This window comes from Pseudomonas sp. AC252, assembly GCF_979258105.1.
Genome location: NZ_OZ409837.1, coordinates 1477963 through 1499793, shown reverse-complemented (window position 1 = coordinate 1499793; position 21831 = coordinate 1477963). Strand labels below are relative to the sequence as shown.

General features: G+C 61.5%; 20 protein-coding genes, 1 pseudogene and 1 riboswitch. Of the genes and pseudogenes, 14 read left to right on the top strand and 7 right to left on the bottom strand.

Going from position 1 to position 21831, the window contains the following annotated elements:
• Positions 1-171 precede the first annotated feature (171 nt).
• From mdcA to madM, 9 genes and pseudogenes are all read left to right on the top strand, one after another.
• Positions 172-1841 (top strand): annotated as a pseudogene (gene mdcA / locus ACZZZ4_RS06990) (malonate decarboxylase subunit alpha).
• Entirely contained in the window at positions 1841-2698 is an 858-nt protein-coding gene (locus ACZZZ4_RS06985) for a triphosphoribosyl-dephospho-CoA synthase (RefSeq protein ID WP_463547499.1), read from the top strand. Before mdcA ends, ACZZZ4_RS06985 begins: the two are co-directional and overlap by 1 nt.
• Positions 2698-2997, top strand: a complete 300-nt coding sequence (locus ACZZZ4_RS06980) for a malonate decarboxylase subunit delta (protein ID WP_003229075.1) — start codon at positions 2698-2700, stop codon at positions 2995-2997. Before ACZZZ4_RS06985 ends, ACZZZ4_RS06980 begins: the two co-directional genes overlap by 1 nt.
• Entirely contained in the window at positions 2990-3841 is an 852-nt protein-coding gene (locus tag ACZZZ4_RS06975) for a biotin-independent malonate decarboxylase subunit beta (protein WP_463547498.1), read from the top strand. Before ACZZZ4_RS06980 ends, ACZZZ4_RS06975 begins: the two co-directional genes overlap by 8 nt.
• Entirely contained in the window at positions 3838-4623 is a 786-nt protein-coding gene (mdcE, locus tag ACZZZ4_RS06970) for a biotin-independent malonate decarboxylase subunit gamma (protein ID WP_463547497.1), read from the top strand. The genes ACZZZ4_RS06975 and mdcE overlap by 4 nt, the downstream gene beginning before the upstream one ends.
• Positions 4617-5237 (top strand): malonate decarboxylase holo-ACP synthase, encoded by a 621-nt coding sequence (locus ACZZZ4_RS06965; protein WP_415761171.1) that lies wholly within the window; start codon positions 4617-4619, stop codon positions 5235-5237. Before mdcE ends, ACZZZ4_RS06965 begins: the two co-directional genes overlap by 7 nt.
• Positions 5234-6154 carry a malonate decarboxylase subunit epsilon gene (gene mdcH / locus ACZZZ4_RS06960; RefSeq protein ID WP_415761172.1) on the top strand — a complete coding sequence of 307 codons (921 nt, stop codon included), beginning with the start codon at positions 5234-5236 and terminating at the stop codon, positions 6152-6154. The genes ACZZZ4_RS06965 and mdcH overlap by 4 nt, the downstream gene beginning before the upstream one ends.
• A 67-nt stretch (positions 6155-6221) precedes the next feature.
• Positions 6222-6614: a malonate transporter subunit MadL gene (gene madL / locus ACZZZ4_RS06955; protein ID WP_016772756.1), complete on the top strand. Its 393-nt coding sequence runs from the start codon at positions 6222-6224 to the stop codon at positions 6612-6614.
• A gap of 5 nt (positions 6615-6619) precedes the next feature.
• Positions 6620-7384: a malonate transporter subunit MadM gene (gene madM / locus ACZZZ4_RS06950; RefSeq protein ID WP_024014642.1), complete on the top strand. Its 765-nt coding sequence runs from the start codon at positions 6620-6622 to the stop codon at positions 7382-7384.
• A 42-nt stretch (positions 7385-7426) separates the two neighbouring features.
• Here madM and ACZZZ4_RS06945 read toward each other — a convergent pair whose 3' ends face one another.
• Positions 7427-8347, bottom strand: a complete 921-nt coding sequence (locus ACZZZ4_RS06945) for a LysR family transcriptional regulator (RefSeq protein ID WP_310403441.1) — start codon at positions 8345-8347, stop codon at positions 7427-7429.
• A 141-nt stretch (positions 8348-8488) separates the two neighbouring features.
• On the opposite strand from ACZZZ4_RS06945, the gene trhA reads away from it, so the two are divergent.
• A complete protein-coding gene (gene trhA / locus ACZZZ4_RS06940) occupies positions 8489-9106 on the top strand; it encodes a PAQR family membrane homeostasis protein TrhA (protein ID WP_039757573.1) in 618 nt (205 codons plus the stop codon).
• Positions 9107-9281: 175 nt separating this feature from the next.
• Here the strand turns inward: trhA and ACZZZ4_RS06935 are convergent, their stop codons facing one another.
• Complete coding sequence (locus ACZZZ4_RS06935; protein WP_463547496.1) at positions 9282-10001, bottom strand: 16S rRNA (uracil(1498)-N(3))-methyltransferase; 720 nt, start codon at positions 9999-10001, stop codon at positions 9282-9284.
• Positions 10002-10209: 208 nt separating this feature from the next.
• Complete coding sequence (locus ACZZZ4_RS06930; RefSeq protein WP_463547495.1) at positions 10210-11616, bottom strand: adenosylmethionine--8-amino-7-oxononanoate transaminase; 1407 nt, start codon at positions 11614-11616, stop codon at positions 10210-10212.
• Positions 11617-11837: 221 nt separating this feature from the next.
• Between ACZZZ4_RS06930 and ACZZZ4_RS06925 the strand changes: the two genes are divergently transcribed.
• From ACZZZ4_RS06925 to ACZZZ4_RS06915, 3 genes are all read left to right on the top strand, one after another.
• Positions 11838-13607, top strand: coding sequence for a flavin monoamine oxidase family protein (locus ACZZZ4_RS06925; RefSeq protein ID WP_129997803.1), 1770 nt, complete (start codon positions 11838-11840; stop codon positions 13605-13607).
• A 391-nt stretch (positions 13608-13998) separates the two neighbouring features.
• The gene (locus ACZZZ4_RS06920) at positions 13999-14550 is read left to right on the top strand and encodes a cytochrome b (protein ID WP_129997802.1); all 552 of its coding nucleotides are present in this window, start codon (positions 13999-14001) and stop codon (positions 14548-14550) included.
• Positions 14551-14581: 31 nt separating this feature from the next.
• On the top strand, positions 14582-15160 hold the full coding sequence (locus tag ACZZZ4_RS06915) for a YceI family protein (protein WP_039757580.1): 579 nt from the start codon (positions 14582-14584) through the stop codon (positions 15158-15160).
• A 265-nt stretch (positions 15161-15425) separates the two neighbouring features.
• Here the strand turns inward: ACZZZ4_RS06915 and ACZZZ4_RS06910 are convergent, their stop codons facing one another.
• The 4 genes from ACZZZ4_RS06910 to ahcY form a co-directional block, all read right to left on the bottom strand.
• Complete coding sequence (locus ACZZZ4_RS06910) at positions 15426-17303, bottom strand: DEAD/DEAH box helicase (protein ID WP_463547494.1); 1878 nt, start codon at positions 17301-17303, stop codon at positions 15426-15428.
• A gap of 221 nt (positions 17304-17524) precedes the next feature.
• Positions 17525-18337, bottom strand: a complete 813-nt coding sequence (locus ACZZZ4_RS06905) for a substrate-binding periplasmic protein (protein ID WP_310403453.1) — start codon at positions 18335-18337, stop codon at positions 17525-17527.
• Positions 18338-18500: 163 nt separating this feature from the next.
• Entirely contained in the window at positions 18501-19346 is an 846-nt protein-coding gene (metF, locus tag ACZZZ4_RS06900) for a methylenetetrahydrofolate reductase [NAD(P)H] (RefSeq protein WP_463547493.1), read from the bottom strand.
• Positions 19347-19532: 186 nt separating this feature from the next.
• The gene (gene ahcY, locus ACZZZ4_RS06895; protein ID WP_039757587.1) at positions 19533-20942 is read right to left on the bottom strand and encodes an adenosylhomocysteinase; all 1410 of its coding nucleotides are present in this window, start codon (positions 20940-20942) and stop codon (positions 19533-19535) included.
• Positions 20943-20965: 23 nt separating this feature from the next.
• Positions 20966-21064: riboswitch (S-adenosyl-L-homocysteine riboswitch) on the bottom strand.
• Positions 21065-21254: 190 nt separating this feature from the next.
• Here ahcY and ACZZZ4_RS06890 point away from each other — a divergent pair.
• Positions 21255-21659: an acyl-CoA thioesterase gene (locus ACZZZ4_RS06890; RefSeq protein ID WP_016772772.1), complete on the top strand. Its 405-nt coding sequence runs from the start codon at positions 21255-21257 to the stop codon at positions 21657-21659.
• The last annotated feature ends 172 nt before the right edge of the window (positions 21660-21831 follow it).

The window sequence follows — 21831 nt, the reverse complement described above, 5'->3', positions numbered from 1 at the left end:
CGTTCGATCGTTCCCACGCGGAGCGTGGGAGCGATCAATGTGGGAGCGAGCCTGCTCGCGAAAGCGATCGTGACCATTACTCTCAGCGTAATGATTCACCACCCAGCTTGATTGATGCCCTCATCGCACACGCCTAACTTGGCTCCACGACAGCGAACCCGTGGAGCGAGCATGACAACAACAATTTCCCCGACTCGCGCTGGACGCGGCGACGTGACGAGAAGCAGCGCCGGCTCGACAAGGTGCGCGGGCTGGCCGATGGGGCGGTGTTGCCCAGCGACAAAATCGTCGCCGCGCTTGAAGCGCTGATCCATCCCGGCGACCGCGTGGTGCTGGAGGGCAACAACCAGAAGCAGGCGGATTTCCTTTCGCGTTCGCTGGCCAAGGCCGATCCGGCCAAGCTCCATGATCTGCACATGATCATGCCCAGCGTCGGCCGCTCCGAGCACCTTGATCTGTTCGAACGTGGCATCGCCCGCAAGCTCGATTTCTCTTTCGCCGGCACCCAGAGCCTGCGCATCAGCCAGTTGCTCGAAGACGGCTTGCTCGAAGTCGGCGCGATCCACACCTACATCGAACTCTACGCCCGCCTCGTTGTGGACCTGATCCCCAACGTTGTGCTCTCGGCCGGCTTCATGGCCGACCGCGCCGGCAACATCTACACCGGCCCGAGCACCGAAGACACCCCGGCCCTGATCGAACCGGCGGCGTTCAGCGACGGCATCGTTATCGTTCAGGTCAACCAATTGGTCGATGACGTCAGCGAACTGCCGCGCGTGGACATTCCCGCTTCATGGGTCGATTTCGTAGTTGTGGCCGACAAGCCGTTCTACATCGAGCCGCTGTTCACCCGCGACCCACGCCACATCAAGCCTGTGCACGTGCTGATGGCGATGATGGCGATTCGCGGGATCTACGAAAAACACAACGTACAGTCCCTCAACCACGGCATCGGTTTCAACACCGCCGCCATTGAGCTGATCCTGCCGACCTACGGCGAATCCCTCGGCCTCAAAGGTAAGATCTGCCGCAACTGGACACTCAACCCGCACCCGACGCTGATCCCGGCGATCGAAAGCGGCTGGGTCGAGAGCGTGCATTGCTTCGGCACCGAACTGGGCATGGAAAATTACATCGCCGCGCGGCCCGACGTGTTCTTCACTGGCCGCGACGGCTCGCTGCGCTCCAACCGCATGGTCTGCCAACTCGCCGGGCAGTACGCGGTGGACCTGTTCATCGGCGCGACGTTGCAAGTCGATGGCGACGGCCATTCCTCAACCGTAACCCGTGGCCGTCTCGCCGGTTTCGGTGGTGCGCCGAACATGGGCCACGACCCGCGCGGCCGCCGTCACGGCACCCCGGCGTGGCTGGACATGCGTCACGCCGATGGGCCGCAACCGATGCTCGAACGCGGCAAGAAACTCGTGGTGCAAATGGTCGAGACCTTCCAGGAGGGCGGCAAACCGACCTTCGTCGAAACCCTCGACGCCGTGGAAGTGGCGAAGAAAAGCGGCATGCCGCTGGCACCGATCATGATCTACGGCGACGACGTTACCCACCTGCTCACCGAAGAGGGCATCGCCTATCTGTACAAGGCGCGCTCGCTGGAAGAACGCCAGGCGATGATCGCCGCGGTCGCCGGAGTTACCGCCATCGGCCTGCGGCACAACCCGAAAGACACCGAACGCATGCGCCGCGAGGGCCTGATCGCCTTGCCCGAAGACCTCGGCATCCGCCGCACTGACGCTACCCGCGAATTGCTCGCGGCGAAAAGCGTGGCCGATCTGGTCGAGTGGTCCGGCGGCCTGTACAACCCGCCCGCCAAATTCAGGAGCTGGTAATGCACGCATTCAACCTGCAAGCGAAACCGCTGTCCCTGGCTGACCGCTTGGCCGATCTGGCGGTGGACGCGCTGATCGACGAAGCCGATCTGTCGCCGAAACCGGCGCTGGTCGACCGTCGCGGCAACGGCGCGCACACCGATCTGCACCTGGGCCTGATGCACGCGTCGGCGTTGGCCTTGTGGCCAGCGTTCAAGGAAATGGCTGAGGTGGCGCTGGAGCTGGGCGAAGTCGGTGTCCCGTTACGCGAAGCGATTGGCCGCATCGGTCGCGAGGGCGAACAAGCCATGCTCGTGACCACCAACGGCGTCAACACCCATCGCGGTGCGATCTGGGCGTTGGGACTGTTGGTGACGGCCGCCGCGCTGCAACCGAAATCCATCGCCCTGTGCGCCGCCCGCCTGGCACTGCTCGACGACCGCTACGCACCGACACCACTCAGCCATGGCGCACAAGTTGCCCAGCGTTACGGCGCACGCGGTGCTCGCGAGGAAGCGCAACTGGGCTTCCCGTCCGTGCTGCAACGCGGCTTGCCGCAACTGCACAAAAGTCGCGCCAACGGTCACGGCGAACAGAACGCCCGGCTCGATGCGTTGCTGGCGATCATGACCGAGCTGGCCGATACCTGCGTGCTCTACCGCGCCGGGGAACCGGGCCTGCACGCCATGCAGGCCGGCGCGCAAGCGGTGCTCGATGCCGGTGGCAGCGCCAGCCTCAGCGGTCGTCGGCGCCTGCACGAACTGGATCAACAACTCATCGCATTGAATGCCTCGCCCGGTGGCGCCGCCGACCTGCTCGCCGCGACGCTGCTGCTCGATCGCATCGAGCGCGACGGCATCTCTCAGGGAGCGTTTTGATGGAAACCCTATCGTTTGAATTCCCCGCCGGGCAGCCGCCACGCGGGCGTGCGCTGGTCGGTTGTGTCGGCTCGGGTGATCTGGAAGTGCTGATCGAGCCGGGTCTGGCCGGCAAACTGACGATCAACGTGCAGACCTCGGTCAACGGCGCGCAGCAGCGCTGGCAGCACCTGTTTGCGCGGATGTTCGACGGCACCACGCCGCCGGCGATGGCCATCGACATCCACGATTTCGGCGCGACGCCGGGGGTGGTGCGCTTGCGTCTGGAACAGGGTTTCGAGGAGATCGGCCATGACTGACAGCGCAGCGTTGCTCAACAAACACAGTTTCGTCGAACTCGGCGCGCGGCAGCGGGCGAAAGCCTTGCTCGACGCCGGGACCTTTCGCGAACTGCTCGATCCGTTTCAACGGGTCATGTCGCCATGGCTTGAGCGCCAGGGCGTAGTGCCGCAAGCCGACGATGGAGTGATCATCGCCAAGGGCAGCCTCGACGGTTTGCCGGTGGTCATCGCGGCGATTGAAGGCGCGTTTCAGGGCGGCAGCCTTGGCGAAGTCGGCGGGGCGAAGATTGCCGGTGCGCTGGAACTGGCCGCCGAAGACAACCGCAACGGCATCCCCACCCGCGCCGTGTTGCTGCTGGAAACCGGCGGCGTGCGCTTGCAGGAAGCCAATCTCGGTCTGGCGGCGATTGCCGATATCCATGCGGCGATTGTCGATCTGCAGCAGTACCAACCGGTGGTCGGCGTGGTCGCCGGCAGCGTCGGTTGCTTCGGCGGCATGTCGATCGCCGCTGCGCTGTGCAGCTATTTGCTGGTGACCCAGGAAGCACGTCTCGGCCTGAACGGCCCGCAAGTGATCGAGCAGGAAGCCGGGATCGAGGAATACGACTCCCGCGACCGGCCCTTCATCTGGAGCCTGACCGGCGGCGAACAGCGTTTCAACACGAGGCTGGTGGACCGTTATGTCGGCGATGATGTGGCGCAGATTCGTCAGCAGGTCGGCGAACTGCTCCAGCAAGGCCTGCCGGCACAGCCGCGCAGCCAGCGCGCCGAGTGGTTCCTGCAGCGCCTCGGCAAGCTGAACACTGACCTGCAAATCGAACCGTCGGTGGTTCGCGATCTGTATCAAGGAGAGCGCTCATGAGCAGTTATTCATTGCGCGGTTTGCACTGGTTCAATGCGCTCAGCGCTGGCGCCAGTGTCGTCGAAGGTTTGCCGCCGTCGTTGAAAGTCGCCGACGCTGAGCTCGGCCGGTTTATCGCCGTGGTGGCTGACCCGGACAACCGTTTCCCACGCGCCCGCCACGGCGAAGTCGGCTTGCTCGAAGGGTGGGGTCTGGCCAAGGCTGTGGATGACGCGATCAGCGCTGATCGTGATAAAGCGCAAAAGCGCCCGATCATCGCCATCGTCGATGTGCCGAGCCAGGCGTATGGCCGCCGCGAAGAAGCCCTCGGCATTCATCAGGCGCTGGCCGGCGCGGCGGACAGTTATGCCCGTGCGCGTCTGGCCGGGCATCCGGTGATTGCGCTGCTGGTGGGCAAGGCCATGTCGGGTGCATTTCTCGCCCACGGTTATCAGGCCAATCGCCTGATCGCGCTGCGCGATCCCGGCGTGATGGTTCACGCGATGGGTAAGGCCTCGGCGGCGCGGGTCACCTTGCGCAGTGTCGAGGAACTGGAGGCGCTGGCCTCCAGCGTGCCGCCGATGGCCTATGACATCGACAGTTACGCCAGCCTCGGATTGCTTTGGGAAACCCTGTCGGTGCAGCAAATTGAACAGCCGACGGCGGAAGATCTGGCGCGCGTGACTGAGTGCCTGAAGCTAGCGATCAACGATGTGAGCAGCACTGATTTGAACGGGCGCCTTGGTGCGAATAATCGTGCCGCCTCCAGCAAAGTCCGCGAATTGCTGAGGGCGCAGTGGTGAACCTGCCCCTGGCCCACGATCTGCTCTGGGGCATGACCCCGGCGCAGTTGCCGGCGGATGCGCCGGCGTGGGCGATCGCGGCGCTGGCGGTCGGGCAACCGGTGGTGGTTCGCCGTGCCTTGAGCAAGGAAGGTCTGGTCGCGGTCGGCGTTCGTGGTGTGTTGCGCGAGCAGCGGCTGGCGACGTTTATGCCGCTCGACTCGATTGCCTGTCGGGTCAGTCCCGAGGCCCTTCGTCATGTTGAGTGCGAGCGAGATCTGCCGGTGATGCAGGGGCTCAAACAACTGCGGCCGCTGCTCGATGGCTGCGGTTGGGTCTGGGGTGTCAGCGGCAGTGTCGGGTTTGAATTGGCCAGTGGCTTCAGAGCAATGCATGCGGCCAGTGATCTCGATCTGATTCTGCGTGCGCCGCAGATGATCACGCGCAATCAGGCACGCAAACTCGTGGAGCTTTTCGATCAGGCTGTGTGCCGGATCGACATGCAATTGCAAACGCCGTTCGGCGCTGTGGCCTTGCGGGAATGGGCCAGCGGTTCGTCCAGGGTGCTGCTGAAATATGCCCATCAGGCGGCATTGGTGGTCGATCCGTGGAACCCGCAGGAGCAGGCAGCGTGAGCAGTCTGCTGGTGTTTCCCGGCCAGGGCGCGCAGCAATCCGGCATGCTCCAGCGTTTGCCTCGGGAAACGCTGGTCGAGGCCAGTGATGTGCTCGGCGAGGATGTTTTGCAGCTGGATTCAGCCGAGGCATTGCGCACGACCAGAGCGGTGCAACTATGCCTGCTGATCGCCGGTGTCGCTGCTTCGCGGCAGTTATTGCAGGATGAACTGAGCGCGGATTACGTCGCTGGCCTCTCCATCGGCGCCTACCCGGCAGCAGTGCTGGCGGGAGCCTTGAGTTTCAGCGATGCGCTGCATCTGGTCAGCCTGCGCGGTGAGCTGATGCAACAGGCTTATCCACAGGGCTACGGCATGACCGCGATCATCGGCTTGCAGTTGTCCACCGTCGAAACCCTGCTGGCGCAAGTGCACAGCGAAGATGCGCCGGTGTACCTGGCCAATATCAACGCCGATAACCAAGTGGTCATCGCCGGCTGCGACAAGGCCATGCACGCGGTGGCCGAACTGGCGCGCGGTCGTGGTGCCGGAGTGGCGAAACGGCTGGCGGTGAGCGTGCCGTCGCATTGCCCGTTGCTGGAAAAACCGGCGCAGGCGCTTGCCGAGGCCTTCGCCAAGGTTGAACTGAAGAACCCGAAAATCGCTTATCTGAGCGGCAGTCGCGCGCGGCCTGTGAGCAAAGTCGAAGCGCTGCGCGATGACCTCGCTTTCAACATGTGCCGCGTGGTGGACTGGCGCGGCACCGTGCAAAGCGCCTACGAGCGCGGCGTACGTCTACAGATCGAACTGCCGCCCGGTGCGGTGCTGACCGGGCTGGCGCGCCGGGTGTTCGAGCAGGGCACCGTCACTGCCTTCGACAGTGCCCGCCTCGACACCCTGCAAGCGCTGTTGCGCGAGGAGGGTGGCCGCCAACTCTAAAACCGCCGCGACTCAAGCTTCGAACAACAAAAACAACATTCGACGATGCACTTTGAGGACTACAACAATGATTATTTACGGTGTGGCGTTTCTCGCCTTCTGCACGCTGGTCGGTATCTGGGTCGGTGAACTGCTCGGCAAGCTGATCGGCGTGCCGGCCAACGTCGGTGGCGTCGGCATTGCGATGCTGCTGTTGATCGGCCTGGGCAGTTATCTCTACAAGAGCGGCTGGCTCAAGGGCAAGACCGAGCAAGGCGTCGAGTTCTGGAGCGCGATCTACATTCCCATCGTGGTCGCCATGGCCGCGCAGCAGAATGTCTACGGTGCGCTGAAGGGCGGGCCGATGGCGATTCTTGCCGGCACCCTCGCCGTAGTGATCGCTTTTGCCCTGGTGCCGGTGCTGACACGCATGGGCAACAAGCAAGAGACGCCGATTGCTCCTGCCAAGACCGCGGGGTAATCGCCATGTACGAATCAATGATGAAAGTGATCACCGGTTACGGTCTGATCAGCGGCTTCCTGATTGTCGGCCTGACCATGTGGGTGTCCTACTGGATGTCCAACACCTTCACCAAGGGCCGTCTGCACGGTTCGGCGATCGCCATTCTTCTCGGGCTGGTGCTGTCGTATATCGGCGGCGCACTCACCGGTGGGCAAAAAGGCGTGGTGGATATTCCCCTGCTGTCCGGCATCGGCCTGCTCGGCGGCGCCATGCTGCGGGATTTCGCGATTGTCGCCACCGCGTTCGGCGTCAGTGTCGACGAGCTCAAACGCGCCGGGCTTGTCGGCGTGCTGGCGCTGTTTGTCGGCGTTGGCACCTCGTTCGTCGCCGGCGTCGGTGTGGCGATGGCGTTCGGGTACACCGATGCGGTGAGCTTGACCACCATTGGCGCCGGTGCGGTTACTTATATCGTTGGCCCGGTGACCGGTGCGGCGATTGGCGCCAGTTCCGAGGTGATGGCGCTGTCGATTGCGGCGGGGCTGATCAAGGCGATTCTGGTGATGGTGATGACACCATTCGTGGCACCGATGATCGGCCTGAACAACCCGCGCAGCGCGGTGATTTTCGGCGGCTTGATGGGCACCTCAAGTGGCGTCGCCGGCGGGTTGGCCGCCACCGATCCGAAGCTGGTGCCGTATGGTTGCCTGACGGCAGCGTTTTACACCGCGCTAGGGTGTCTGCTCGGGCCTTCGCTGCTGTTTCTGGCGATGCGCGGATTGATGGGCTGACCGAGCTCACGCTGATCGTTCCCACGCAGAGCGTGGGAACGATCATGGGCTCGCCTGCCGGTTGGCATACATCCGACACTCCGCCAATAACGCCAGCAAATTCGGATCGCGCTCCTTGGCCTTGAGAAACACCACGCCAATGTGCTGCTGCAACCGGTACTTCTCCTGCAACGGAATCAGCTTCACCCGATTCTCGTACACCGCCGCAATCCGCCCCGGCAACAAGGCGTACCCCACCCCGGAGCTGACCATGCTCAGCAAAGTGAAGATGTCATTGACCTGCATCGCCACTTTCGGCTCGAACCCCGCCTGCTTGAACACCCGATTGCCATCCTGATGCGTCGCAAATCCCTGGGTCAGGGTGATGAAGGTTTCATCCCGCACCTCGGCCAGATCGACTTCACTGCGCTGAGCAAATTTTGAATCGGCCGGGGTGGCGAGGAAGATGTCGTCGGAAAACAGCGCAATCTGTTCGCAGTCCGGATCGTTGATGCTGTCGTCCAGTGACACCAGAATCGCGTCGACCTCCATGTTTTTCAGCTTGTAGAGCAGGTCGATGTTCGAGCCGAGGATCAGGTCGATGTTGAGTTCGCTGCGGCGGATTTTCAGGCCCATGATCAGTTGCGGCACGGTTTTCACCGTCAGCGAATACAGCGAGCCAAGCTTGAAGCGCTCAGCGGAGAATCCGGCGGCTTCGCGGGTCAGGCGCACGCTGTCGACCACATCGTTGATCAGCTTCTGCGCGCGCTCTTCCAGCACGTAAGCACTTTCCAGCGGCGTCAGATTGCGACCCTCGTGTTTGAACAGCGGGCAGCGCAGGGCGTTTTCCAGTGAGTGAATCGCGCGGTGCACGCTGACGTTGCTGGTCTGCAATTCGGCGGCGGCGCGGGCGAGGTTGCCGGTGCGCATGAAGGCGAGGAACACCTCGAGTTTTTTCAGGGTCAATTCTTCGTCGATCAGCATGGCGCGGACTCTTTTTGGTATCGGCCGATTGTGCCCAATTCCGACGGGCCGCGCAGGCGAGGTTGAACAGAAACATTGCGCTTTTACGCTCAAGGCCCGAGCCTTGCGCGCTTGCGCTAGTGACTACGAGGTCTGCGACACATGTATCACGGGGAAAAACTCAACGCCTGGACCCATCTGGTCGGAGCCATCGCCGCGTTTATCGGCGGCGTTTGGATGCTGGTGATTGCCAGCCTCGACGGCAGTCCATGGAAGATCGTCAGCGTGGCGATCTACGCCTTCACTTTGCTGGTGCTCTACAGCGCTTCGACCGTGTACCACAGCGTGCGCGGGCGCAAGAAAGCGATCATGAAAAAGGTCGATCACTTTTCGATCTACCTGCTGATCGCCGGCAGCTACACGCCGTTCTGCCTGGTGACGTTACGCGGGCCGTGGGGCTGGACGCTGTTCGGGATCGTCTGGGGGCTGGCGCTGATCGGCATTCTGCAAGAGATCAAACCGCGCTCCGAGGCACGGATTCTGTCGATCGTGATTTACGCGGTGATGGGCTGGATCGTGCTGGTCGCGGTCAAACCGCTGATTGCCGCGCTGGGCACGGCGGGGTTTGCCTGGCTGGCGTCGGGCGGGGTGCTGTATACGGTGGGGATTATCTTTTTTGCCCTCGATCACCGGCTGCGGCATGCACATGGGATCTGGCATTTGTTCGTGATTGCCGGGAGTTTGCTGCATTTTGTCGCGATTCTGTTTTACGTCCTGTAAATGCGATCTCTGTGGGAGCGAGCTTGCTCGCGAAGGCGTCAGGTCAATCAACATTTTTGCTGAATGACACACCGCATTCGCGAGCAAGCTCGCTCCCACACTGGATCTAGGGCGTTCACATAATCGGTGCTCACTGGAGATCTACTGTGGGAGCGAGCTTGCTCGCGAAGAGGTCTTAGAAGTCGCCCCAAAGTTGCTGGGCCACCGCCAACGCCACCACCGGCGCAGTCTCGGTGCGCAGCACGCGTGGGCCAAGGCGGGCGGCGTGGAAGCCATTGCCTTTGGCCTGCTCGACTTCGCCGTCCGTCAAGCCACCTTCCGGCCCGATCAGGAACGCCAGCGTCGCCGGTTTGGCATGACTCACCAACGGCTCTGCCACCGGGTGCAGCACCAGTTTCAATTCGGCTTCGGTCTGCTTGAGCCAGTCCGCCAGCAACACCGGCGGATGAATCACCGGCACCCGTGAACGCCCGCACTGTTCGCAAGCACTGATTGCTACCTGACGCCAGTGCAGCAAGCGCTTGTCGGCGCGTTCGTCCTTGAGGCGCACTTCGCAGCGTTCGCTGAAGATCGGTGTGATTTCCGTGACGCCCAGTTCGGTGGCTTTCTGAATCGCCCAGTCCATCCGCTCACCCCGGGACAAGCCCTGGCCGAGGTGGATCTGCAGCGGCGATTCGACTTGCCCGGCGAATTGCTCGTCGATATGCACGACGACGCGTTTCTTGCCGACGTCCACCAAGGACCCGCGAAATTCATGGCCGGAACCGTCGAACAACTGCACCGTATCGCCCTCGACCATGCGCAGCACGCGGCTGATGTAATGCGCCTGGGCTTCCGGCAGTTCGTGTTCGCCGGTGCTCAGCGGGGCGTCGATAAAGAAGCGGGACAGTCTCATTTCGGGTCTCTAAAAAAATGGCGCGTAGTCACTGTAGTGAAGAGCTTCTGTGGCGAGGGGATTTATCCCCGTTGGGTGGCGAAGCCGCCCCAAAATCAGCACACGCGGTGACTCAGGAGTACCGCGTGTGCTGATTTCACGACTGCTGCGCAGCCGAACGGGGATAAATCCCCTCGCCACAGGGTCCTTCTCAAACCTTTGGTATCGATCAGCCCGGATCGCGAAATCCCGGGTGGAAGTCTTTCGGCACCGCCACGCTGACGCTGTCACGCGTAGCAATGTCGATACCTTCGCTAGCCACCTCAGCAAGGAAATCGATCTGCTCCGGGGTGATCACATACGGCGGCAGGAAATACACCACGCTGCCCAGCGGCCGCAGCAACGCGCCTCGCTCCAACGCATGCTGGAACACCTTCAAGCCGCGACGCTCCTGCCAAGGGTAGGCCTCTTTCGTGGCTTTATCCTTGACCATCTCGATGGCCAGAACCATGCCGGTCTGGCGCACTTCGGAAACGTTCGGGTGATCGACCAGATGCGCCGTCGCCGAAGCCATGCGCTGAGCCAGGGCCTGGTTGTTCTCGATGACGTCGTCCTGCTCGAAGATATCCAGCGTCGCCAGTGCCGCAGCGCACGCCAGCGGGTTGCCGGTGTAGCTGTGCGAGTGGAGGAAGGCGCGCAGGGTCGGGTAGTCGTCGTAAAACGCGCTGTAGACCTCATCGGTGGTCAGGCACGCCGCCAGCGGCAGGTAGCCGCCGGTGAGGGCTTTCGACAGGCAGAGAAAGTCCGGGCGGATGCCGGCCTGTTCGCAGGCGAACATCGTCCCGGTGCGGCCGAAGCCGACGGCGATTTCATCGTGAATCAGGTGCACGCCGTAGCGGTCGCAGGCCTCGCGCAGCAGCTTGAGATAAACCGGGTGATACATGCGCATGCCGCCGGCGCCCTGAATCAGCGGCTCGACGATCACCGCCGCGACGCTGTCATGGTTTTGCGCCAGGGTCTGTTCCATGGCGGCAAACATGTTGCGCGAGTGTTCTTCCCAGCTCATGCCGTCGGGGCGCAGATAGCAATCCGGGCTCGGCACCTTGATGGTGTCCATCAGCAGCGCTTTGTAGGTCTCGGTGAACAGCGGCACATCGCCGACCGCCATTGCTGCCATGGTTTCACCGTGGTAGCTGTTGGTCAGGGTGACGAAGCGCTTCTTGTTCGGCTGGCCGCGATTGAGCCAGTAGTGAAAGCTCATCTTCAGTGCGACTTCGATGCAGGACGAACCGTTATCGGCGTAGAACACTCGGTTCAAGCCTTGCGGGGTCATTTTCACCAGACGCTCGGACAGCTCGATTACCGGTTGGTGGCTGAAACCGGCAAGGATCACGTGTTCGAGTTGATCGACCTGATCCTTGATGCGCTGGTTGATACGCGGGTTGGCGTGGCCGAACACGTTGACCCACCAGGAGCTGACCGCGTCGAGGTAGCGCTTGCCTTCGAAGTCTTCGAGCCAGACGCCTTCGCCGCGTTTGATCGGGATCAGCGGCAGCTGTTCGTGGTCTTTCATCTGGGTGCAGGGATGCCACAACACCGCGAGATCGCGTTGCATCCACTGGTTATTCAGGCCCATTTACAGTCTCCTCGAGGCGGCTCGCGTCAGGCGCGGGCGAACAATCGCGCAAGCCTATGCAATGCATCGCGCGGGAACAACCCATTGTGTCGATTGAGCTACTTTGTCTGAGCTGATAGACGTCGCTGGCGGCGTTTTGATGGCTAACGTATTCTTCGCGGTTCTTTGAGTCGTCTGGCTCGCAAACTGCTTTTCCCACCTGTTTTTCCGGAGTTCGCTGAATGTCTGTCGGTTGGCTGCGCGCCTGTGCGCTGGTGATGTTGGGGCTGTTCAGCGTTACGGCGCTGGCCAAGGATAAAACCGCAATCGTGATCGGCGGCGGCCTCTCGGGTCTGACCGCTGCTTACGAGCTGCAGAACAAGGGCTGGCAGGTCACCCTGCTGGAAGCCAAACCGAGCCTGGGCGGTCGCTCGGGCATGGCCACCAGCGAGTGGATCGGCAACGACAAGACCCAGCCGGTGCTGAACAAGTACGTGTCGACCTTCAAGCTCGGCACCACGCCGGCGCCGGAATTCGTGCGTACGCCGAGCTATCTGATCGACGGTGATTATTTCTCCGCTACCGATCTGGCCACCAAGCAGCCAGCCACCGCCGACGCACTCAAGCGCTACCAGAAGACCCTCGACGATCTGGCGCGCTCGATTGACGATCCGCAGAACCCGGCGGCGACTGCCACCCTGCATGCGCTGGATCAGATCACCGTATCGAGCTGGCTCGACAAGCAGAACCTGCCGGCCACCGCGCGTCAGTTGATCAACCAGGACATCCGCACCCACTACGACGAACCTTCGCGTCTGTCGCTGCTGTATTTCGCTCAGCAAAACCGCGTCTATCGCGGCGTTTCCGACCGCGACCTGCGCGCCTCGCGTCTGGTCGGCGGCAGCCAGGTACTGGCCCAGGCCTTCGTCAAACAGATCAAGACCATCAAGACCAGCTCTCCGGTGTCGGCCATCACTCAGGACAAGGACGGCGTGACCGTCAAGGTCGGCAGCGTCGGCTACCAGGCTGACTACGTGGTGCTGGCCGTGCCGTTGCGCGCACTGAACAAGATCGCCCTGACCCCGGCGCTGGATGCCCAGCACCTGGCGGCGATCAAAGGTACCAACTACGGTTGGCGCGACCAGATCATGCTGAAGTTCAAGACGCCCGTGTGGGAAAGCAAGTCGCGCATGTCCGGCGAGATCTACAGCAACACCGGTTTAGGCATGCTCTGGATCGAGCCGGCGCTGAAGGGCGGCGCCAATGTGGTGATCAACCTGTCCGGCGATAACGCCCGTGTAATGCAGGCGTTCGGCGACAAGCAGATGGTCGATCAGGTGCTGATCCGTCTGCATGCGTTTTATCCACAGGCCCGTGGCTCGTTCACCGGTTATGAAATCCGTCGCTACAGCACCGACCCGTCGATGGGCGGCGCCTACCTGGCTTACGGCCCGGGGCAGATCAGCAAGTTCTGGCGCCTGTGGGAACGTCCGCTGCAACGCGTAGCGTTCGCCGGCGAACACACCGACACCCTGTACCCGGGCACCCTGGAAGGCGCACTGCGCACCGGCCAGCGCGCGGCCAGCCAGGTTGAAGATCTGGCGGCCGGCAAGTCGTTCGAACCGGTCAAAGTGGTTCCGGCTGCAGCAGCGGCAGGCGCAGCGGGCGCGGTGGCGGCGAAGAAGGGCAACTTCTTCACTAACCTCTTCGGCGGTTCGGATGACGAGAAAAAGCCTGAGCCTGCGAAAGCGCCAGAGCCAGCACCTGCTCCGGTCGCTCCAGCGCCTGCACCGACCCCGGCACCTGCGCCAGCGCCGGTGGAAGCACCGAAGCCAGCGGCCCCGGTAAAAGCCGAGCCGGCAAAGAAAGCAGCGACCAAGCCTGCGGCGAAGAAGCCTGCAGCCAAAACCGATACGAAAAAGCCGGCTGCCAAACCCGCAGCAAAAAAGGCTGAACCGGCGAAGAAACCAGCGGCCAAGCCTGCTGCAACGACCGAGACCAAGGCGCAGTAAACCTTGCGGTGAATGAAAAAGCGCGGCTTTTACGCCGCGTTTTTTTGCCTCCGAGACCGCTTTCGCGAGCAAGCCCGCTCCCACCTTTGACCGTGTTGCTTGTTGGAATGCAATCGCTGTGGGAGTGGCCTTGCTCCCACATTTGACCGTGTTTCCTCAGTTGGAATGCAATCACTGTGGGAGCGGGCTTGCTCGCGAAGGGGCCGGCGCAGGCATTCCGATTCCAATGCCTTGCACCAACATCCCGCCACACTTTTGCCTTTAATCTTTCCTTAACACGCCACTTCCAGACTCTTGATCGTATTTCTCGATATTTCAAAGCAAAATTTTCCGCTTTAATTCGATAGATAACTCGCTAGTCTTGGTTCGCAGTTCTCACAGGATTTGGGCAATGCAGCTACGTAACTCTTCTTCGCGCTATGGTTGGGTCAGCATTTTCATGCACTGGGGCGTGGCGCTGGCGGTCTTCGGGCTGTTCGCGCTGGGTTTGTGGATGGTCGGGCTGGATTACTACAGCACCTGGCGCAAAGACGCGCCGGACCTGCACAAGAGCATCGGTCTGGTGCTGCTCGGTGTGATGCTGTTGCGGGTGTTGTGGCGCTTCATCAGCCCACCGCCTTCTACGCTGCAAAGCTACAGCCGCATGACCCGTATCGGCGCCAAATTCGGCCACGGGTTTCTGTATCTGGCGCTGTTCGCTGTGATGATTGCCGGTTACCTGATTTCCACCGCAGACGGTGTCGGGATCCCGGTGTTTGGCCTGTTTGAAGTCCCTGCTCTGCTCTCCGGACTACCGGATCAGGCAGATACCGCTGGGGTGATTCATCTGTGGCTGGCGTGGGCACTGGTAATTTTTTCCGGTCTCCATGCGTTGGCAGCATTGAAGCACCACTTTATCGATCGTGATGCGACCCTCACTCGAATGCTCGGTCGCAAAGCCTGAAATTCAACCTCGACTCAAAGGAAAAGAAAGCATGTTGAAAAAGACTCTGGCCGCTCTGGCAATCGGTTCCGCCGTGCTGTCCGCCAACGTAATGGCTGCTGACTACGTAGTAGACAAAGAAGGCCAGCACGCCTTCGTCGACTTCAAGATCAGCCACCTGGGCTACAGCTACATCACCGGTACCTTCAAGGACATCGACGGCAAGTTCAGCTTCGACGCCGCCAAGCCTGAAGACAGCAAGATCGAGTTCAACGTCAACACTGCCAGCGTGTTCACCAACCACGCCGAGCGCGACAAGCACATCGCCAGCGCTGACTTCCTCAACGCCAGCAAATTCGGCAAGGCCACTTTCGTTTCCACCAGCGTCAAATCCACCGGTGCCAACACCGCTGACGTGACCGGCGACCTGACCCTGCTGGGCGTGACCAAGCCAGTTGTCGTCAAGGCCACCTTCCTGGGCGAAGGCAAGGATCCATGGGGCGGCTACCGTGCCGGCTTCGAAGGCACCACCACCATCAAGCGTTCCGATTTCGGCAAGCAGAAAGACCTCGGTCCGAAGTCCGATGCGGTCGAGCTATATGTTTCGTTTGAAGGTGTGAAAGCGAAATAAATTTCGCCGCCACATGAAAAACGCCCCCGGTCGCAAGGCCGGGGGCGTTTTTTATTGTCTGATACATCACTTCGCGTCACTGAAAACCTATGGGAGCGAGCTTGCTCGCGAAGGCGTCAGGTCAATCACTTGATTTGTTGAATGACGCACCGCTTTCGCGAGCAAGCTCGCTCCCACAGGGATCTGAGTGATCTTGCGATTTTCACAAGTCAAAAAAATGCCCCGGCTCTTTCGAGTCGGGGCATTTTTCATGGCGGCTTGAAACTCAGCGATTGCGGGTCAGCAAAGCCGGTTTCTCGCCACGCGGGCGGCTTGGCAGTTGATCGAGCTGTTCAGGCGTCGGGAAGCGGTCGGCTTTCGATTCCTTGTGCATGATCTTCGGACCGTTGCTGCGCGGGTTCTGCACGGCCGGTTCGCTGCGTGGCTGATCGTCACGGGCCGGACGGCGGTTGCGCGGCGCGGATTCGTCACGACGACCCTGACCGTCACGCGGAGCGCCATTGCGCGGGCCGCTGCGTTTGGCCGGTGGCGTGCCGGTGCTCGAGCCGTTGCTGTTGCGCGGACCGTTCTGGCGACCCTGTGGCTGACCGCCGCGCGGTGCGCCAGTGCCTGAGCCTTGCGCCGGTGCGCCCGGACGACGGCCACGGCCACCGGCAGGAGCGGCTTTCGGCACGTAGTCGACGCGGTTACCGAAGTTATCGATATCGTCGTCGAGGAATTCGTCCGGAGCACGATCAGCCGCTGCACGCGGTGGTTGGCTTGGGCGTTGGTCGCGGCTCGGGGTGCCTTCGCGCGGTTTCTGTTGACGGGCAGGGCGCTCGCCACGTTCACCGGCCGGTTTTTCCTTGCCCTTGTCTTTGCCTTTGTCCTTGCGACCGCCGCCACCGCCGCCACCGCCGCCGCCATTCGGGCCATCGCCACGTGGGCCACGGGAATTGCGCGGGTTGCGGATGTCGGGACGCTCGCGGGCTTCCGGCTTCTCGGCTTCGATGGTGCTGGAGTCGAAGCCCATCAGATCGCCGTCGGCAATCTTCTGCCTGGTCATGCGCTCGATGCTTTTCAGCAGTTTTTCTTCGTCCGGCGCGACCAGCGAGATCGCTTCGCCGGAACGACCGGCGCGGCCGGTACGGCCGATACGGTGCACATAGTCTTCATCGACGTTCGGCAGCTCGAAGTTGACCACATGCGGCAACTGATCAATGTCCAGACCACGAGCAGCAATGTCGGTGGCAACCAGAATGCGCACTTCGCCGGCCTTGAAGTCGGCGAGGGCTTTGGTGCGGGCGTTCTGGCTCTTGTTACCGTGGATCGCCACCGCCGGCAGGCCGTGTTTGTCCAGGTATTCAGCGAGACGGTTGGCGCCGTGCTTGGTGCGGGTGAAGACCAGCACCTGTTCCCACGCGCCAGCGGTGATCAGGTGCGCCAGCAGCGCACGTTTGTGGCTGGCGGGCAGGCGGAACACGCGTTGTTCGATGCGCTCGACCGTGGTGTTCGGCGGCGTGACTTCGATGCGCTCCGGGTTGTGCAGCAGTTTGCCGGCGAGGTCGGTGATGTCTTTCGAGAACGTTGCCGAGAACAGCAGGTTCTGACGCTTGGCCGGCAGACGCGCGAGGACTTTCTTCACGTCATGCACAAAACCCATGTCGAGCATGCGGTCGGCTTCGTCGAGAACGAGGATTTCCACGTGGGACAGATCGACACTGCCCTGGCCGGCGAGGTCGAGCAAGCGACCCGGGCAGGCGACGAGGACGTCGACGCCACGGGACATGGCCTGGACCTGCGGGTTCATGCCGACGCCGCCGAAGATGCAGGCGCTGACGAATTTCAGGTCACGGGCGTAGATCTTGAAGCTCTCGTGCACCTGGGCCGCGAGTTCGCGGGTCGGGGTCAGGACCAGTACGCGCGGTTGGCGCGGGCCGTGACGCTGGGATTTGTCCGGGTGACCGTTGGGGAACAACCGCTCCAGAATCGGGAGGGCGAAACCGCCGGTTTTACCGGTACCTGTCTGAGCCGCCACCATCAGGTCGCGACCTTGCAACACGGCGGGAATGGCCCGCTGTTGCACCGGAGTAGGCTCGGTATAGCCCGCATCTTCGATGGCACGGACTAAAGCCTCGGAGAGACCGAGGGAAGCAAAGGACATGAGTAATCCTGTTTTAGTTAGGGCTTGGCCCAATGGGAGTCTTGCCTGGCGCGAATCACGTTTAAGAGGACGCAATCCCGTCCGGTCCAGCGGCGGTTCCGAAGGCACGTCAGGAGTGCTCGCGCGGGCTGGAAGCTGCGCTGTAGCGGGTCGAGAGGCCTGTTACGGTTCCGGGCGTCCGGGCGTGAGCCTGGCGGGAACGCCGGAGTATAACAGAGCAATCACTGCGCGCTGCTTTCCTGCTGCTCAACGGTTTTGCCGCTGGCCGTGGCTGAGCGCAGTGAGGCGTTGTCGACGGGCGCAGCGCCATAGCGCGCGCTGAGCTCGGCGTAGGCTGGTTCGCGCTTGAAACGCTTGAGTTCGGCACCGAATCGCTGCACCAGCAAGTCCATGCCGGCATTGCGCCGAACTGCCAAAAACTGGCTCTGACGGCTGATAACTGTCGGGTTTTCGGTGATCAGATTGCGAATATTCAGCTCATCGAGCAAATGCTGGCCGACGCGGCGATCGGTAATCAGCAGGTCGATACGCCCGCGTACCAGTTTGCCGAAGTTGGCTTCATGGGTTGGCGCCGGCTCCCGGGTAAACAGCTCCGACTGGCTGAAGTCAGGGCTGTACAGATAACCCGGCGAGGTGCCGATGGTCAGGCCTTTGAGTTGTTCGAGGGTGCGGAAAGGATGCGGCCGGTCGTTGGCGTAGAACATCACGAATTCGACGTCGGACAACGGTTCGCTGGGATAGAGCAGGGTGGCGTCACGCTCTGCGCTGTGAAAGATGTCCAGCGCACCGTCGGCCTGACCGGTTTCGAGCATCGACAGGCAGCGCTTCCACGGCAGGAACTGCCATTCGACTTCAATGCCCAGACGCTTGAACACGATGGCGGTGGTTTCGTAGTCCAGCCCGAGATTCTGCCCGCCCTGTTCGTACACGTACGGCGCCCAGGGCTCGGTGACAATACGCAACTTCTCGCCCCGAGCGGCGAAGCTCAGGCAAGCAAAAACCAGCACGGCGAATAACTGCGTGATCAAAGGCATGGCTGGAGATTACGACGAGAAACCCGAAAGAGCCAGAAAGTGCCTGCACAAGCTCTGTTCCGAGGTTCAAAACGCAAAAAATCGCAGCCGCGACACCCCTGCAGGAGCCGCCGAAGGCTGCGATCTGTTGCTTGTAGCTTTCAACTTGAAGCTTGCGGCTGCCTCAACGCGGCAACTTCAGGTTATTCCAGATCGCCAGGCTAGGTTCGGCCTGGTTCATGGAATAAAAATGCAGCCCCGGTGCGCCGCCCTGCAGCAGGCGTTCGCACATTTCGCTGACGACTTGTTCGCCAAAGCATTGAATGCTTCGCGTGTCGTCGCCGTAGGCTTCCAGTTGCTTGCGGATCCAGCGCGGGATTTCCGCACCGCAGGCATCGGAGAAGCGCGCTAGCTTGCTGTAGTTGGTGATCGGCATGATCCCCGGCACGATTGGCAGATCCACGCCCAGCGCCTGCAAACGGTCGACGAAGTAGAAATAACTGTCGGCGTTGAAGAAGTACTGGGTGATCGCGCTGTCGGCACCGGCCTTTGCCTTGCGCACGAAGTTGGCGAGATCGTCTTCGTAGTTGCGCGCTTGTGGATGCATTTCCGGGTAAGCGGCGACTTCGATGTGGAAGTGATCGGCGGTTTCTTCACGAATGAATTCCACCAGCTCATTGGCGTGACGCAGCTCACCGCTGGTCATGCCCATGCCGGACGGCAGGTCGCCACGCAGGGCAACGATGCGCTTGATGCCGGCAGCCTTGTATTCGTTCAGCAGGCCGCGCAGATCGTCCTTGCTGTCACCGACGCACGACAGGTGCGGAGCGGCGGGAACTTTGACTTCGCTTTCCAGCTGCAACACGGTGTTGAGCGTGCGATCACGGGTCGAACCGCCAGCGCCGTAGGTGCAGGAAAAGAAATCAGGGTTGTAAGTGGCCAACTGACGGGCAGTGGCGAGCAGCCTTTCTTGCCCGGCATCGGTCTTGGTCGGGAAAAACTCGAAGCTGTAGCGACGGTCTTGGGACATTGGAGGGGGCCTCCAGCTGCAAGCTGCAAGCTTCAAGCTGCAAGAGGGCGGAGCGCCGGGATCCTGTACCTGAAGCTTGCAGCCAGCGGCTGCGTAATAACGATGAAGAAGCCAGCGACAGCTACAAGCCTCAAGTAAACCAACCGCTTTTACTTGCCGCTTGCAGCTTGAAGCTCGCAGCTGCTCTTAATAGCGATAGGCGTGCGGCTTGAACGGGCCTTCGACGGTGACGCCGATGTAGTCAGCCTGTTGCTTGGTCAGTTGGGTGACCACGCCGCCGAAGCCGCGAACCATTTCCAGGGCCACTTCTTCGTCGAGTTTCTTCGGCAGTACTTCAACGGTCAGACGCTCGGCTTTCTGCGCTGGCGACAGGTCGGCGTATTTCTGGCCGAACAGGAAGATCTGTGCCAGAACCTGGTTGGCGAACGAACCGTCCATGATGCGGCTCGGGTGACCGGTGGCGTTGCCCAGGTTCACCAGACGGCCTTCGGCCAGCAGGATCAGGTAGTCGTCGTTCTGAGGGTCGAAGCTGCCGGCGCCGGTGCGGTGAACCTTGTGCACCTGTGGCTTGACTTCTTCCCATGCCCAGTTCTTGCGCATGAAAGCGGTGTCGATTTCGTTGTCGAAGTGACCGATGTTGCAGACCACGGCGCGCTTCTTCAGGGCCTTGAGCATGTTCGCGTCGCAAACATTGACGTTACCGGTGGTGGTCACGATCAGGTCGATCTTGCCCAGCAGTGCTTTGTCGATGCTCGCTTCGGAACCGTCGTTGATACCGTCGATGAACGGCGACACCAGTTCGAAACCATCCATGCAGGCTTGCATGGCGCAGATCGGGTCGACTTCCGACACTTTGACGATCATGCCTTCCTGACGCAGCGACTGAGCCGAGCCCTTGCCCACGTCACCGTAACCGATGACCAGCGCTTGCTTGCCGGACAGCAGGTGGTCGGTGCCGCGCTTGATTGCATCGTTCAGGCTGTGACGGCAGCCGTACTTGTTGTCGTTCTTGGACTTGGTCACCGAGTCGTTGACGTTGATGGCCGGGATTTTCAGCTCGCCCTTGGCCAGCATGTCCAGCAGACGGTGTACGCCAGTGGTGGTTTCTTCGGTCACGCCGTGAACGCGATCGAGCACTTGCGGGTATTTCTTGTGCAGCAGCTCGGTCAGGTCGCCGCCGTCGTCGAGGATCATGTTGGCGTCCCATGGCTGGCCATCCTTGAGGATGGTCTGCTCCAGGCACCACTCGTACTCTTCTTCAGTCTCGCCTTTCCAGGCAAACACCGGGATACCGGCAGCAGCGATTGCGGCAGCGGCCTGATCCTGAGTAGAGAAAATGTTGCAGGACGACCAGCGTACTTCGGCACCCAGGGCAACCAGGGTTTCGATCAGCACGGCGGTCTGAATGGTCATGTGGATGCAGCCGAGGATTTTCGCGCCCTTGAGCGGCTGCTCGGAAGCGTATTTGCGGCGCAGACCCATCAGGGCAGGCATTTCCGATTCGGCGATGATGGTTTCGCGACGGCCCCAGGCAGCCAGGGACATGTCGGCAACTTTGTAATCGGTAAAATCGGCAGGCGTGTTGACAGCGCTCATGAAGAGCCTCCATTCGTAATGTAAGCGAATGGGCGCCGTTGTGCGTTTAGTGTCCGGCGCAGGCCGGTCAACGCCCCATCCGAGCCTGACAGGTCAAACCTGCTGCAGCGCCCCTCGGACAGGTGGCGGGAAAACGGCATAGCCGTTCTGAATCGGTGGCGATTATAGCGGTCTTCGCCCGGCTAGTGGCAAGCGGCAAGCTACAAGCGGCAAGTAAAAGCCAATCCGCTTTTACTTGCAGCTTGTAGCTGAAAACTTGAAGCTGGGGGCCAATACCCCTAACGCTCAAACGCCTCGACCCAGGAGCCCCCCATGAATTTCCACACCCGCAAATGGGTTAAACCCGAAGACCTCAACCCCAACGGCACCCTGTTCGGCGGCAGCCTGCTGCGCTGGATCGACGAAGAAGCGGCGATCTACGCCATCGTGCAACTGGGCAACCAGCGTGTGGTGACCAAGTACATCTCGGAAATCAACTTCGTCAGCGCCTCGCGCCAGGGCGACATCATCGAACTGGGCATCACCGCCACCGAATTCGGCCGCACCTCGATCACCCTGACCTGCGAAGTGCGCAACAAGATCACCCGCAAGAGCATCCTGACCGTCGAGAAGATGGTATTCGTCAACCTCGGCGAAGACGGCCTGCCGGCGCCGCACGGGCGCACCGAGATCAAATATGTGAAAGACCAGTTCAAGGATGACGAGGCCGTTCAATAACCTCAGCGGCGCATTCTTCGCGAGCAGGCTCGCTCCCACAGGTACAGCGTGATCCTTGTGGGAGCGAGCCTGCTCGCGAAATCGCTTGCCAGGTCAGCGAAGATTCGCCTGGCCACTGAACAGCCATGAAGCGCAACGGTCGTAGCTACATCGCCCCCCACCGGTTGCCACG

Excerpts from the sequence above, each read along its gene's own strand:
- ACZZZ4_RS06985 (WP_463547499.1), top strand. The coding sequence starts at position 1,841 with ATGCACGCATTCAACCTGCAAGCGAAACCGCTGTCCCTGGCTGACCGC.
- ACZZZ4_RS06980 (WP_003229075.1), top strand. The coding sequence starts at position 2,698 with ATGGAAACCCTATCGTTTGAATTCCCCGCCGGGCAGCCGCCACGCGGG.
- ACZZZ4_RS06975 (WP_463547498.1), top strand. The coding sequence starts at position 2,990 with ATGACTGACAGCGCAGCGTTGCTCAACAAACACAGTTTCGTCGAACTC.
- mdcE (WP_463547497.1), top strand. The coding sequence starts at position 3,838 with ATGAGCAGTTATTCATTGCGCGGTTTGCACTGGTTCAATGCGCTCAGC.
- madL (WP_016772756.1), top strand. The coding sequence starts at position 6,222 with ATGATTATTTACGGTGTGGCGTTTCTCGCCTTCTGCACGCTGGTCGGT.
- madM (WP_024014642.1), top strand. The coding sequence starts at position 6,620 with ATGTACGAATCAATGATGAAAGTGATCACCGGTTACGGTCTGATCAGC.
- ACZZZ4_RS06945 (WP_310403441.1), bottom strand. The coding sequence starts at position 8,347 with ATGCTGATCGACGAAGAATTGACCCTGAAAAAACTCGAGGTGTTCCTC.
- trhA (WP_039757573.1), top strand. The coding sequence starts at position 8,489 with ATGTATCACGGGGAAAAACTCAACGCCTGGACCCATCTGGTCGGAGCC.
- ACZZZ4_RS06935 (WP_463547496.1), bottom strand. The coding sequence starts at position 10,001 with ATGAGACTGTCCCGCTTCTTTATCGACGCCCCGCTGAGCACCGGCGAA.
- ACZZZ4_RS06930 (WP_463547495.1), bottom strand. The coding sequence starts at position 11,616 with ATGGGCCTGAATAACCAGTGGATGCAACGCGATCTCGCGGTGTTGTGG.
- ACZZZ4_RS06925 (WP_129997803.1), top strand. The coding sequence starts at position 11,838 with ATGTCTGTCGGTTGGCTGCGCGCCTGTGCGCTGGTGATGTTGGGGCTG.
- ACZZZ4_RS06920 (WP_129997802.1), top strand. The coding sequence starts at position 13,999 with ATGCAGCTACGTAACTCTTCTTCGCGCTATGGTTGGGTCAGCATTTTC.
- ACZZZ4_RS06915 (WP_039757580.1), top strand. The coding sequence starts at position 14,582 with ATGTTGAAAAAGACTCTGGCCGCTCTGGCAATCGGTTCCGCCGTGCTG.
- ACZZZ4_RS06910 (WP_463547494.1), bottom strand. The coding sequence starts at position 17,303 with ATGTCCTTTGCTTCCCTCGGTCTCTCCGAGGCTTTAGTCCGTGCCATC.
- ACZZZ4_RS06905 (WP_310403453.1), bottom strand. The coding sequence starts at position 18,337 with ATGCCTTTGATCACGCAGTTATTCGCCGTGCTGGTTTTTGCTTGCCTG.
- metF (WP_463547493.1), bottom strand. The coding sequence starts at position 19,346 with ATGTCCCAAGACCGTCGCTACAGCTTCGAGTTTTTCCCGACCAAGACC.
- ahcY (WP_039757587.1), bottom strand. The coding sequence starts at position 20,942 with ATGAGCGCTGTCAACACGCCTGCCGATTTTACCGATTACAAAGTTGCC.
- ACZZZ4_RS06890 (WP_016772772.1), top strand. The coding sequence starts at position 21,255 with ATGAATTTCCACACCCGCAAATGGGTTAAACCCGAAGACCTCAACCCC.